General features: G+C 72.9%; 12 protein-coding genes. 8 read left to right on the top strand and 4 right to left on the bottom strand.

Annotation, left to right across the window (positions count from 1 at the left end; all coding sequences use genetic code 11):
* The first annotated feature begins 171 nt into the window (after positions 1-171).
* From AC0682_RS06105 to AC0682_RS06125, 5 genes are all read left to right on the top strand, one after another.
* Positions 172-1,068 carry an RNA polymerase sigma factor SigF gene (locus AC0682_RS06105; protein ID WP_478531190.1) on the top strand — a complete coding sequence of 299 codons (897 nt, stop codon included), beginning with the start codon at positions 172-174 and terminating at the stop codon, positions 1,066-1,068.
* A 234-nt stretch (positions 1,069-1,302) separates the two neighbouring features.
* Entirely contained in the window at positions 1,303-2,535 is a 1,233-nt protein-coding gene (locus AC0682_RS06110) for a PP2C family protein-serine/threonine phosphatase (RefSeq protein WP_478531475.1), read from the top strand.
* Positions 2,532-4,199, top strand: a complete 1,668-nt coding sequence (locus AC0682_RS06115) for a sensor histidine kinase (protein WP_478531192.1) — start codon at positions 2,532-2,534, stop codon at positions 4,197-4,199. Before AC0682_RS06110 ends, AC0682_RS06115 begins: the two co-directional genes overlap by 4 nt.
* A complete protein-coding gene (locus tag AC0682_RS06120) occupies positions 4,196-4,639 on the top strand; it encodes a response regulator (RefSeq protein ID WP_478531194.1) in 444 nt (147 codons plus the stop codon). Before AC0682_RS06115 ends, AC0682_RS06120 begins: the two co-directional genes overlap by 4 nt.
* Before the next feature lie 96 nt (positions 4,640-4,735).
* Positions 4,736-5,191: an ATP-binding protein gene (locus AC0682_RS06125; protein ID WP_478531195.1), complete on the top strand. Its 456-nt coding sequence runs from the start codon at positions 4,736-4,738 to the stop codon at positions 5,189-5,191.
* An 82-nt stretch (positions 5,192-5,273) separates the two neighbouring features.
* Here AC0682_RS06125 and AC0682_RS06130 read toward each other — a convergent pair whose 3' ends face one another.
* Positions 5,274-6,449, bottom strand: coding sequence for a PP2C family protein-serine/threonine phosphatase (locus tag AC0682_RS06130; protein WP_478531197.1), 1,176 nt, complete (start codon positions 6,447-6,449; stop codon positions 5,274-5,276).
* Between the two features lie 95 nt (positions 6,450-6,544).
* Here AC0682_RS06130 and AC0682_RS06135 point away from each other — a divergent pair, with 95 nt between their 5' ends.
* Together AC0682_RS06135 and AC0682_RS06140 are read left to right on the top strand one after the other, a co-directional pair.
* On the top strand, positions 6,545-7,060 hold the full coding sequence (locus AC0682_RS06135; RefSeq protein ID WP_478531198.1) for a MarR family winged helix-turn-helix transcriptional regulator: 516 nt from the start codon (positions 6,545-6,547) through the stop codon (positions 7,058-7,060).
* A gap of 214 nt (positions 7,061-7,274) precedes the next feature.
* A complete protein-coding gene (locus AC0682_RS06140) occupies positions 7,275-7,646 on the top strand; it encodes an STAS domain-containing protein (protein WP_478531200.1) in 372 nt (123 codons plus the stop codon).
* A gap of 54 nt (positions 7,647-7,700) precedes the next feature.
* Here AC0682_RS06140 and AC0682_RS06145 read toward each other — a convergent pair whose 3' ends face one another.
* A complete protein-coding gene (locus AC0682_RS06145) occupies positions 7,701-8,396 on the bottom strand; it encodes a (2Fe-2S)-binding protein (RefSeq protein WP_478531201.1) in 696 nt (231 codons plus the stop codon).
* 290 nt (positions 8,397-8,686) lie between these two features.
* Between AC0682_RS06145 and AC0682_RS06150 the strand changes: the two genes are divergently transcribed.
* Entirely contained in the window at positions 8,687-9,937 is a 1,251-nt protein-coding gene (locus tag AC0682_RS06150) for a DMT family transporter (RefSeq protein ID WP_478531202.1), read from the top strand.
* On the opposite strand, the gene AC0682_RS06155 is transcribed toward AC0682_RS06150, so the two are convergent.
* Both AC0682_RS06155 and AC0682_RS06160 read right to left on the bottom strand, forming a co-directional pair.
* A complete protein-coding gene (locus AC0682_RS06155) occupies positions 9,907-11,268 on the bottom strand; it encodes a transglycosylase family protein (RefSeq protein WP_478531203.1) in 1,362 nt (453 codons plus the stop codon). The genes AC0682_RS06150 and AC0682_RS06155 overlap by 31 nt on opposite strands.
* Before the next feature lie 545 nt (positions 11,269-11,813).
* Positions 11,814-12,980, bottom strand: coding sequence for a S1 family peptidase (locus tag AC0682_RS06160; RefSeq protein WP_478531204.1), 1,167 nt, complete (start codon positions 12,978-12,980; stop codon positions 11,814-11,816).
* Positions 12,981-13,072: the final 92 nt, after the last annotated feature.

Genomic DNA, 13,072 nt, shown 5'->3' on the forward strand with positions numbered 1-13,072 from the left:
CAAGTTTGCCATGCGCGCGAGGCTGCTCCGCGCGGGTGGAGCACCGAGGGCTCGCGGGGGCCGACCGCTCCCGGGAGCCGGCCCGGGAACTTTCCCGAAACAGGGGGCATGACTTCCGGATGACCGGGCAGGCGACCGTCCGACACATTGGACAGCAGGGAGGGTGACACCATGACGGCGATGTCAGTGCGAGCCACCGTGGCGACGGCGCCGCTGAGCGACGAGTCGGTGGGCACGCGGACGGACGTCGACGCCGAGGAGCTGCCCTGGATCGAGGACGCCGGGAAGGTCGCGCCCAAGGACGCCCGGGCCCTGTCGAAGGTCTTCTTCGACCGTCTCCAGGTGCTGGAGGAGGGCACGCACGAGTACCAGTACGCGCGCAACACCCTGATCGAGATGAACCTCTCGCTGGTCCGGTTCGCTGCCTCCCGGTTCCGCAACCGCGGCGGTGACGACACCGAGGACATCATCCAGGTCGGGACGATCGGGCTGATCAAGGCGATCGACCGCTTCGACCTCTCCCGCGAGGTCGAGTTCGCCACCTTCGCGGTCCCCTACATCGTGGGCGAGATCAAGCGGTTCTTCCGCGACACCACCTGGTCGGTGCACGTGCCGCGCCGCCTGCAGGAGCTGCGGGTCGAGCTGGCCAAGGCGAAGGAGCAGCTCTCCGCCGAGCTGGACCGCGACCCCACGGTCAAGGAGCTGGCCGCCCATCTGGAGCTGCCGGAGGAGGAGGTCATCGAGGGGCTCGTGGCCGCCAACGGTTACTCCGCGGGCTCGCTCGACACGCCTTCGGCGGACAGCGAGTCCGGCCAGGAGCAGCGCGCGTACGCCGATGTGCTCGGCGAGAGCGATCCGGCCATGGAGACCGTCGAGAACCTGCACACCCTGGCCCCGCTGCTGGAGCAGCTGGACGAGCGGGAGCGTCGGATCGTGCAGATGCGGTTCGGGGCGGAGATGACGCAGGCGCAGATCGGCGCGGAGCTGGGGGTCTCGCAGATGCATGTGTCGCGGCTGCTGAACCGGATCGTCAAGCGGCTGCGCCAGGGAATGAGCGTGGAGGCGTGAGCTCGCGCACGGCCCCCGGCGGCTGAGCCGGGGATGCCGGCTCCCCTCCGGCCGGGCACCCTCCCGGGTGCCCGGCCGTTCCTGTCCGCTGCTGTTTCCGCACGTCGGCCGGCGGCCTTCGCCGGGGTCGTGGATCACATATGCTTCCCGACGGTCGGCCGGACGGTCCGACGCCGTTCGTACGAGGGGGTGGAGGGGTTGGCCGAGTCACCCATGGGGACGTCTCTCAAACCTGTGGGCGCCACCGGCATCCCGGCTCAGCCCGACCCCCTCGAAGACCCCTCCCCCAGCGCTCTCCTGTGGAACGTCGACGCCACGATCCTCCTGGTGGAGGACGACGCGGGCGACGCGCTGCTGGTCGAGGAGATGCTCACCGACAGCGAGCTGGACTCCGCGCTGACCTGGCGCAAGACGCTCGCCGAGGCCCGCGCCTTCCTGGGCACCTGCACCACCCCGGTCTGCGTCCTGCTGGACCTCCACCTCCCGGACGTCCACGGCCTGGACGCCGTACGCCAGATCCTGGAGTCCGACGGCGACGCCGCGATCGTCGTCCTCACCGGCCTGGAGGAGTCGGGCACGGGGCTTCGGGCGGTCGCCCAGGGCGCCCAGGACTACCTGGTCAAGGGGCGGCTGGACCCCGAGGTGCTCTCCCGGGCGGTCCGCTACGCCCTCCAGCGCAAGGAAGTGGAGCGGGCCGCCGCGGCGCTGCGCTCCAACCAGCTCATCGCCCAGGAGAACGCCCGGCTGGAGCGCGGTCTGCTGCCCGTCCCCCTGCTGCGCGACGACCGGTTCCAGGCCCGCGCCCGGTACGAGCCGGGGCGCGTCCACGGGCTGCTGAGCGGGGACTTCTACGACGTCGTGCAGACCTCCGACGGCACGGTCCACGCGGTGATCGGTGATGTCTCGGGGCACGGAGCGGCGGAGGCGGCGCTCGGGGTCTGCCTGCGGGTGGCCTGGCGCACGGCCGTGCTGTGCGGGACCTCCCAGCTGGAGCAGATCGAGCTGCTGGAGGAGATCCTGGTCGCCGAGCGCTCGGACGCGCATGTCTTCGCCACGATGACCTCCCTGAGCTTCGCACCCGACGGACGCGGCGCCAGGATCGTCCGGGCGGGCCACCCCGGTCTCCTGCTGCGCCGGGGGGCCGAGGTCCAGTGGGTGGAGCCGGAGGGCGGCATGGCGCTCGGGCTGCTGCCCGGCATGGGCCGGTGGACGACGGTCGACCTGCCGCTGGCCCCCGGTGACAGCGTGGTGCTCTTCACCGACGGGCTCTTCGAGGGGCGCGACGGCCCGGACAGCCGCCTCGGGGAGGAGGGGTTGCTGGAGATGGCCCGGGCCCACACCGGGCTGCCGGGCCGCGCCTTCATCGACGCACTGGTGGCGGGCGCCGCCGAAGGAGCCGCCCCCTACGGGGGTCTCGCGGACGACGTGGCCGTACTGCATCTGGGCTGGGGGGCGGAACTCTCATGACTGCGGAACAGTCCGCACCGACGGAACGGTCCGCGCGTACGGGCGGGAGGGCCGCCACGGCACGTACCGGGGTGGCCGCCCGGCTCTCCGTGCAGAACTGGGTCCACCTGCTCCTCGGCGGGTTCGTCGTGGTCGTCTGCGGCTGTCTGGTGACCGGCGGCCTCGTGCTGGCCCGGATGTCCGACCTCAGCACCGACCTGGTGGACCGAATACAACCCGCCCGCTCGGTCTCCTTCCAACTGCAGAACGCCCTGCTGGACCAGGAGACGGCGGTCCGCGGATTCGCCCTGACGGGCGACGAGTCCTTCCTCGAACCGTACGAGGCGGGGCAGGCGGCCGAGCGGGAACGACTGGCCGCCGCGCGCCGGTTGGTGGGCGGTCACCGGCAGTTCACGGCGGACCTCGACGCCATCGACACCGCAGCACAGCGGTGGCGTGAGCAGAAGGCAGAGCCGCTGCTGGGGCTGGTGCGCGCGCAGGGCCCGAACGGCCCGGGCGCCGCGGCCCTGTTGCAGAGCAGCAAGAGCGACTTCGACGCGCTGCGGCAGGCCTACGGTGCCCAGCAGACCCACCTCTCCGAGGCCCGGGACGCCGTCCGGGCCGAGCTGAACGAGGCGCGCACCACCCGCGACCAGGTGCTCTTCGCTCTGGTGGCCGTCTTCGTCCTGACCGTGGTGGCGCTCAGCGTCCTGTTCCACCGGGTGGTGGGCATTCCGCTGAACCGGCTGCGGTCCGCGTCCGAGCGCGTCCGGTCGGGCGCCTTCGACCGGCGGATCGAGATCAAGGGGCCCGCCGACGTCCAGGCGGTGGCCCTGGCGGTCGAGGAGATGCGGCGGCAGCTGGTCGACGAACTGGAAGCGGCGCGGAGCCGCGAGACCCTGCTCGCGGAGCAGACCCAGGAACTGCGCCGCTCCAACTCGGAGCTGGAGCAGTTCGCGTACGTCGCCTCGCACGACCTCCAGGAGCCGCTGCGCAAGGTCGCCTCCTTCTGCCAGTTGCTGGAGAAGCGGTACGGCAAGGAGCTGGACGACCGGGGCAGGCAGTACATCGCCTTCGCGGTGGACGGCGCCAAGCGGATGCAGGTGCTCATCAACGATCTGCTGACCTTCTCGCGGGTGGGCCGGGTCCACGAGGGGTGGAAGCCGGTCGATCTGGGCCGGTCCCTGGACCGTGCGCTCGGCAACCTGGCCGCGGCGGTCGAGGAGTCCGGGGCCGTGGTGGAGCGGCCGGAGGAGTTGCCGGTGCTGGTCGGGGACTCCACGGCCCTCACGATGGTCTGGCAGAACCTCGTCGGCAACGCGGTCAAGTTCCGCCGGGCCGGCGTGGAGTGCCGGATCACCGTCGGCTGTGTACGCGAGGGCGAGGACTGGCACCTGACCGTCGAGGACAACGGGATCGGGATCGCGCCGGAGTTCGCGGACAAGGTCTTCGTGATCTTCCAGCGGCTGCACGCGCGCGACGAGTACGAGGGCACGGGCATCGGTCTCGCGCTCTGCCGGAAGATCATCGAGTTCCACGGTGGCCGGGTATGGCTGGACGCCGGACCGGGCGAGGGCACGCGCATACACTTCACCCTGCCCGCCGCACCCGACGCGCCCCAGCACACCACAGCGGAGCTGCTCGCTCCCGCACCGACCACCAGCCAGCCCGGAGACGCATCGTGAACAGCCCCGTAGAGCCCATCGAGGTCCTCCTGGTCGAGGACGATCCCGGCGACGAGCTCATGACCCGTGAGGCGTTCGAGGACAACAAGATCCGCAACACCCTGCACGTCGTGCGCGACGGCCAGGAGGCGCTGGACTTCCTCTACCGGCGCGGCGACCACGCCGACGCCCCACGCCCCGATCTGGTGCTCCTCGACCTGAACCTGCCCAAGTACGACGGCCGGCAGGTCCTGGAGCAGATCAAGGGCGACCCCGAGCTGGCGTTGATCCCCGTGGTCGTGCTGACCACCTCCTCGGCCGAGGAGGACATCCTGCGCAGCTACAAGCTGCACGCCAACGCGTATGTGACCAAGCCGGTGGACCTGGACCAGTTCATCGCGGCGGTCCGCCAGATCGACGAATTCTTCGTGACCGTGGTGCGGCTGCCCGGACGTGCGTAGGATCGGTCCGGACCGCCTGGAGTGGGATGCTTCGACGCGGGTAGACGAAGGGCTGAACACGGTCTTGGACCTCACTGCGGCGCCTGGCTGGAGCACATGAACACAGAGGTCACCTCGCCACCGGAGGACCCGGGCCGGGGTCTGCCGCCCACCGGGGTACTGCTCAGCGCCGAGGTCTTCGACGGCGAGCCGGGCTGCATCGCGCTCGCGCGCGGCCTGGCGGACCGTTTCCTCACCCGCCTCGCGGTCGAGTGCCTGGCCCCGATCGGAGAGCACACCCGCAGCGATCTGATGCTGGCCGTGAGCGAACTGGTCACCAACGCCGACCGCTACAGCCACGGCCCGTACCTCCTGGAGCTGGAGGGGAACGCGGAGCTGATCAGCGTCACGGTCTACGACAGCAGTACGGCGATGCCCGTGCTGTACGGCCCCGACCCCTCCCGGCTGGGCGGGCACGGCATGGAGATCGTGGTGGCCCTGTGCGACCGGCTCGTCGCGGAGCGAGTGCCCGTCGGCAAGCGGATCCGCGCGGAGTTCCAGCTCTCCACCTGATCCGGACCACCGGACGAGCGGCACGGGAAGGCCCCGGAGCGCGTGCTGCGTCCCGGGGCCTCCGTACCGTCGCGTCTCCGGCTCAGCCGCCGTCGTCCTGACGCCCGAACCAGTCCAGACAGACCACCAGCGCGTCGTCGAGCGTCTCGGTGACGCGGTACTCGGACAGTTCACCGAGGATGGCGCGCGGGACGGTGGCGGCGGGAAGCAGCCGCGTCGACTGGATGGACCGGACCAGCGCCCGTTCGCCGTACGCCTCTCCCGCCGGGGAGACCGCCTCGTAGACACCGTCGCTGAGCAGCAGGAGCCGGTCGCCGGGCTCCACGTGGAACTCCTGGACCGTGTACTGCGACTCCTCGAACATGCCGAGCGGGAGCTGGGCGTCCAGTTCCATGCGCCGGACCGTGCGGCCCCTTTGCATCCAGAGCTGCGGCGATCCCGCGTCGACGACCCCGACCCGGCCGGTCGCCAGCTCGAAGCGGAGCAGCAGCGTGGAGACGTGCGAGGCGCCGCGGTGCTGGTCGTACAGCGCCTGGTCGGCGAGGGCGGCCTGATCCGCGATGCCTATCCCGGCCCGGCGGGCGTTGCGCAGGGCGTTCACGGCGAGGTTGGTGAGCAGGGAGGCCTGTATCCCCTCACCCATGCCGTTGGTCACCGCGAGGGTCAGCGTGTCGCCGTCCGCCGCCCAGTCGAAGTTGTCGCCATGGATGGAGTACGCGGGCTCCAGCTGGGCGCCGATGGCGAACTCGGCGGCGGTGCAGGCCCGGGCGGGGAGCAGCTGCCACTGCATCTCGGCGGCGAGTGTGAGCCGGGTGGTGCGGCGGGCGCGCTGGTAGACGTCGGTGTCCCGTTCGGCGACGAGGATCTCGTGGCCCAGCAGATCGGCCACGTGGGTCAGCTCGCCCACCATCTGCGGGGTCGACCGCTCGGCGGGCAGCCGGACGGTGAGGATCCCGAGGCGTTCGCCGCGTACGGTCACCGGAAGGTAGTGGTCGACCGCGTCGCCGTGCCGCACCTGCCGTTCGCGGGGTTCCTGGCTGCCGAAGGCCCGGCCCTCGGCGCTGTTGTGCAGGGAGAGCGGCTCCTCCTCGCCGTCGGGCCCGTCCATGCGGTTGAGGACGCGCAGACCGTAGTCGGCCAGGTGCAGTTCCACCGCCAGGGCACCGTAGGCGTCGGCCAGTATGGTGCGCAGCGTCGTCAGCAGGGCATGCGGAGCGGCTGCCCTGACAGCCGACTCGATGTCCGGTCTTCTGTTCACGGGCTCTCGTGCATTCTTCGTTCTGCGACGCGGTGGACGTGGTGAGGGGCCGGGCCGGGCTGACAAGTGGGGCCGACGGATGACAGAGTGGAGCGATGCCCCACCGTGCCCGCCGCCCGCGCAGCCGCGCAGAGGTGTCCGCCGACGCCACCGCCGCCTCGGAGCTGCTGGAAGTGCTCTGGGGCCGCGGCCAGGAAGCGGCCGCGTCGGGCACGGTCTCGCCGTCCCAGCTCCGGGCCCTGCTCGTGATCGAGAAGCACGAAGGCACCAATCTGCGCTCGCTGGGCGAGGCCCTGGGCTCCCGCGCGCCGTCGGTCAGCAGGCTGTGCGACCGCATGGAGGCGATGGGGCTCGTGCAGCGGGCGCAGAGCCCGACGAGCCGACGTGAGGTGGAGCTGCGGCTGAGCCTGCGCGGCCGGACCCTCCTCGAAGAATACCGGGAGCTGCGGGCGCGCGAGGTGAGCGCCGTGCTGGACCGGATGGAGCCCGCCGCGGTCACCGCGCTGGCGGAGGGACTGGCCGCCTTCCACGTGGCCGCTTCGGAGCGGCTCTCGCCGGAATCGGGGACGGCGGCTCCCCTGCTCCGTGAAGATGTCGCCGACAGCGCCTAGCCTCATCCCAGCCCCTGCTTCCGCTTCTCTCGGTGCGTCACCGCAGACGGCTGGTCCTTCAACCGTTGCGGATCAGATTGTTACCCAATGGAGAATGTTGTCAAATGGCAACTGTTCCTTCTATCGTTGCCCTGTACCCCGCCGTGAGCAGGGACGGAACGAGGCCGAGCCGTCCGGCAGACCGGCGTCCTTCATCCGCCCGAGCCCGCCCGAGGTGCCTTCCGTGCAACCACCGCCCAGCGAAGACCGAGCAGTCAGCGTCATTTCCCGTCGGGAACGGGGTGCTCTGGTCCTCACCGTGTCGGGTGACCTCGATATCGACAGCGTCCCACCGCTCGGCCGGGCCCTCGACCAGGCGGCCGAGGAGGGTTCCGGTCCTGTGGTCGTCGATCTCTCCGCTGTGGGCTTCGCCGACTCCACCACGGTGAACGTGCTGCTCCAGGGGCAGAGCGCCCTGGGCGGTCGGCTGCGGCTGGCCGCGCCCTCGCCGTTCGTCCAGCGGCTCATCGGGATGATCGGGCTCGACAGCGCGATCCCCGTCCTGCGCGATGTGGACGAGGCCATAGACGCGGCCCTGCCCTCCTGACCCGCCTCTGCTCGCGTTAGCCGTGGTGGGGGTCCGGCCGCACCCCCACCACGGCTAACGCGCTGCCCCGGGCGGCCGGTCGAAGACGCAGTCGCCGCAGAGCCCGCCACCCGGACAGCGCCAGTAGAGGCAGCAGCTGCGGCGCCGGAACGCCGGAGTGCGCGGGGCGCCGGTGGCGCCCAGATCGGGATGGTCGAACAGCTCGGCCCCCAGGGCACGAGCCCGGTGCGCCACATCCGGGCGGTCCTGTCCGCGCGACCAGGTGACCAGCTCCCGCACGGCCCCGGCCAGCGCCGAGCCGGCGTTGCCCCACAGCAGCTGCCGCGAGATGTTCCCGTCCCGCCGGACGGCCTCGGCCAGCGGCTCCAGGTGCCCGTACTGCACCTGCTCCCGGATCCGGTCGGCCGTCCCGGGCAGTTCCTCGGGGCCCGCCAGCCAGAGGTCGTCGGGCGAGGTGTGCTGCGGGTCCCAGTGCAGGGTGTCCGGTGCGAGGGCGGGAAAGCTGCCGAAGAGCGCGGCCGGGCCCAGTGCGAGCGACCAGAGCCGGGCGGCCAGGCCGAGATGGGCGATGGAGGCGGCGACCCTGCGCTCGGGGGCGGAGAGCCGGGCGGCGACCTTGTCGATCCGCGCGGTCAGGGGGCCCGTCCCGCCCGCGTAGAGCTCCGCCAGCGGCCGGTGGGCACCGTCGGGGACCGGCTCCGTCCGTACGGCGAAGAACCCGCCCACCGACGCCGCCTGTGCCAGGTCCATGCCCCGCTCCTCCCTCGCCGTGTCACCGGTGCGGCGACTCGCTGTGGTCACCGGTGGTGCGACGCTCCGGTCCCCGGTGGTGCGCCGGAGCGCGGCCGGTCTCCGGCGACCGCGTGTACCGGCTGCGAAGCTCACCGTATCCGCCGGTCCGCGACTTCTGACGGCCGGGCCCGGCGGGGCTACCGTCGAGGGGAGGACCTCGGTCCCCCGCCCGTCCTGCTGGGGCAGTACGCGGGATTGACGTCCCGAGGCCGACGACGCGCCACCCCGGACAGGACATCGTGGTGTACATGAGCCCCCTCGCGCTGTCTGTGCTGCTGTCACTGGTCTCCGCGGTCGCCTACGCGGCCGGGGCGATCATCCAGGAGCGCGTGGCCGCGCGCGGCGACAACGCCCCGCACGCGCTGGTGCGCAACGGGGTGTGGTGGGTGGCCGTGCTGCTCAACGGGGCCGGTGCGATCCTGCACGTGGTCGCCCTCGCCCACGGTCCGCTCAGCCTGGTCCAGCCCCTCGGCGCGCTCACGATCGTCTTCGCCCTGCCGATGGCCGCCCTCTTCGTCGGACGCCGGGCGGGAGCGCGGGCCTGGCGGGGTGCGCTCATGGCGACGGCCGGTCTGGTCGGGCTGCTGGCCCTCACGGGCAGCACCGAACCGCACACCCTGCGCGGCCCCGAGCAGCTGGCGCTGGCCACGGCGACCTTCGGGACGTTGGGCGCGCTGCTCCTCCTCGCCCGGTCGCTGAGCCGGCCGGTGCTGCGGAGCGCGGTGCTGGCCGCGGCGGCCGGCGGGGCGTTCGCCATGGCCTCGGTCTTCACCAAGACCGTGGCCGTGGAATGGACCTCCGGCGCGGTGCGCTCGGGGCTGCCGACCCTGCTGGTGATCGCCGCCCTCGCGGCCGCGGGCCTGCTCCTCTCCCAGGCCGCCTACCGGGGCGCGGGGCTCGCGGCTCCGCTCGCGACGGTCACGGTGGTCAACCCGGTGGTCGCCGCCGCGATCGGGCTCACGCTCTTCGGCGAGCACTTCCGCCACGGCGCGGCGGGGACGGTTCTCGCGCTCGCCAGCGGGGCGCTGGCAGCGGCCGGTCTGGTCCTGCTCACGAGGGAGCGGCTGAGCGCCGAGCGGGCCCGGGCGGGGCGGCTGCGGCCCGAAGGCGCGTCGGGTGTGGTCCCGGCGGCCGGGAACGTCGGTGTGGTGGGCGCGGGGGCGACCGGGGTCGGTGTGGGTGCGCGGACGCGGGGCACGGGGATGCCGGGCGTGGGCGCGGTGGCTGCCGGGGCCCCGGGCTCGGCGCCGACGGGGGTGGCGGCGGTGGTCGCCGAGGTGTGGTCCGGCGGTGCACGGTCGGGCGGGGCGCGGTCCCACGGTGCGCCGGGCGGCACCGGGTCCACGTACGTGCCGCCGCTTCCCGCGCCGCTGCGGCGGGGCAGCGCGGTACCGCGGGTGGGGTTCGGTGGTTCGCGCCGGGCGGGCCGCGGTCGGCGCGCGGCCGCTCCGTGCCCCGAGCGGTCCGTTCAGACGCTGACCCCGCCCGCCCTGAGGTAGGCCAGCGGGTCGATGTCCGTCCCGTAGCCGGGGCCGAGGCGGACCTCGAAGTGCAGGTGGGGGCCGGTGCTGTTGCCCGTGGAGCCGGAGCGGGCGATGCGCTGCCCGCCGGAGACCGCCTGCCCCTCCTTCACATGGAGCGCGGAGAGGTGGGCGTACTGGCTGTACTTGCCGTCCTCATGGCGGATGACGACCTCGTAGCCGTACGCCCCGGCCCAGCCGGAGGAGACCACCCGGCCGGGGGCGACGGCCTTGACCGAGGTGCCGGTCGGCACGGGGAAGTCGACGCCCGTGTGATAGCCGCTGGACCAGCCCCCGGCCTGGCGGTACGCGGTGCCGGTGGAGGCGGCGACGGGGGCGCTCATACCGGAGCGCTTCGCGGCGCGCTCCGCGGGGGCCTGCCGGGGCGGTTCGGGCGCGGCCTTCTTCGCCGCCTCGGCCTGCGCGGCCGCCGCCTTCCGCTGTGCGGCCCTCTCCTCCTCGGCCTTCTTCTGCCGTTCGGCCCGGGCGAGGGCCGCCCGCTGCTCGGCCGTGCGCTGCTCGGCCTGCTGCGGCGCGGTCCTCGGCGCGGTCTTCTGGGGTGTGGCCTGCTGGGGGGCCGTCTGCTTCTTCGGCGCCTGGCGCGGCGCGGCCTTCCCGGCGCTCGCGCCGTCCCCGCCGCGCGGAGTGAGACTCAGCCGCTGGCCGGGGAAGATCAGGTCGGGGTTGTCACCGACGACCGTGCGGTTGGCCGCGTAGAGCTTCGCCCAGCCGCCCCGGACCCGCTGGGCGTCCGCGATGCCGGAGAGCGAGTCGCCGGCGGCGACGGTGTACGAGTCGCGCTTCCCCGGCACATGCGTCGGCGTCGCCGCGGCGGGCGTCGCCTTCGGCTGCCGGGGCGGGGCGCTGCGCGGCACCGCGGCCTGGACGGGCCGGCCGCCCGCGCTCTGCACGGTGGGGCCGGGGGCGTCGCCGCCCCGGGTCAGGCCGGCCTTCACGGAACAGGTCGGCCAGGCGCCCGGCCCCTGCCCGTCGAGCACCCGCTCGGCGATGGCTGTCTGCTGCTCCCGGGTGGCGAGGTCGGCGCGCGACGCGTACTCCGCACCGCCGTAGGCCGCCCAGGTCGAACCGCTGAACTGGAGCCCGCCGTAATACCCGTTGCCCGTGTTGACGGCCCAATTGCCGCTGGATTCACAGGCGGCGACCTTCTCCCAGACCTCGCCGGAGGCCGCCCCCGCCGGGGCCGCGGTGATGAGCGGGAGCGCCAGGCCCGCACCGCCCGCGGTCACCGTGAGCGAGGCACGGTTGATCCGGCTGGGCTGATATCGGCGGTGCCGACCGTTTGCGGCCATGACTGGTCTCCCCCACTGGCGTTGGGACACGTCGCAAGCGGCAAACGTAGGACGGCGCGAAGGCTGATCACAAGCGAAACGTGACAGTCGGCCGCCACGGTCGAAGGTGTGGCCGGATTCCGCCCCCACGGACCGGCCGCCCGGCTGAGGAGAGCGTTGAACCGAGGCACATCCAGGTCGAGTTCGGGGCTGACCGGCGCTGCTCTCCCGAGGAGCATCCGACCCGGGCCACCGGGGCCGTTCGGGAGTCCGGCGGCTCCTCCACTGCGGCCGAGTCTCTGGAAACCGGGGGCACGGTACGGACGGTGAGCCCGCGGCGGCCACGGGTTTCCGTGGCCGCCGCTGACCTCCAGGCGCACCGGCAGCGGTGTGCGCCCGGTGCGGCAGGCCGCGCCGTCGCCAACCGGTGGGGCAGCCGGGCAAGTTGTTTTGACGGGCGTGCGAACTGCTCCCCCTGCCCCGTGGGCGGGAAGTCCGCCGCGTACGTCGTCACCCCGTACGCCGTCGGGAACCGGCCGCCCCGCCGGACGGCCGGCTCCCCCGGATCACGCGGTGTGGAGCCTCAGGCCGTACCGGTTGAGGATCTCGTTGACCGGCTGGTACCAGGTCTCACCGCCGCTGGAGCAGTTGCCCCAGCCGCCCGACGTGACGCCCTGAGCCTGGTCGCCGCTGATGAACGAGCCGCCGGAGTCGCCACCCTGGGCACAGACGCTGGTCTTGGTCATCTGGTGCACGGCGCCCTGGCTGTAGTTGACGGTCTCGTTCTTGGCGAGGACCCGGCCGCAGTGCCAGCGGGTGGTGGAGCCGGAGCGGCAGATCGAGGCACCGATCGGGGCCTCGTTCGAGCCACGGACCAGCTGGTCCGGGACGGTGCCCCAGCCGAGGACGACGGGGACGGTCCACCAGCCGCTGCCGACATTCACCCAGGCGTAGTCGTCCCCGGGGAAGGACGAGCCCTGGAAGTTGCCGATGTACGAGTTGTCCCAGCCACGGACCTGCTGGCCGGCCCTCCCGCAGTGACCGGCGGTGACGAAGCCGCCGTGGACCGAGAAGCCGATCGAGCAGCGGACGTTGCCGGTGTAGTACGGGTCGCCGCCGACGGTTCCGGCGGCGAAGGTCTGCGGAGCCTCGGCCGTCCGCTCCACCGTGACGGGACCGGCCTCGCGGGCCTTGGCGACGAAGGCCCGGACATCGTTGTCACCCTGTGCGGACGCGACGACGTTCACGACGACGCGACTGGCCTCGGGGTCGACGCGCCAGCTCGCCACACCCTTCGGCGCGCTCAGTGCGTCGATGCGCTTCATGGTGGCGTCGAGCTGGGCGGCCGAATGCTCCACGATCCGGGTCTGCGCGCCCGCGGCCCGTACGGCGGCGGCCTTGCCGACGTCCGTGACGGCGACGGTCAGCCTGCCGGTCGTGGCGTCGAACCAGGATCCGCCGTAGGCGGAGCCCGCGGCGCGCTGGGCCTTCGGCTCCAGGGCCGCGGCTGCCTTCTCCTCCGCCAGCCGCGTGCGGGCCTGCCCCTCGGTCAGACCGAGGTCACGCCGCATGGCGGAGAGCAGGGCCGCGGAGGCGGGGAGTTCCGCGACGGAGGGGGCCGAGGTGGCGGAGTCGACGGGGGCCGCGGAGGCGGTCGCCGGGACGGCGGCCGTCCAGGCGCCGGCGACCAGCAGCGCGGACAGGGCGGTCCGCAGGGCGGTTGCGTGTCTCAAGGGAGTGGCCCTTCCTGTTGTTCCAACGACGTGGGGGCGGAACGGGTGCATCCGGGAGCGCACGGGGTCGAGGCGCTGAGAGCGCTCTCACC

It is taken from the genome of Streptomyces sp. NPDC043746 (assembly GCF_056436485.1).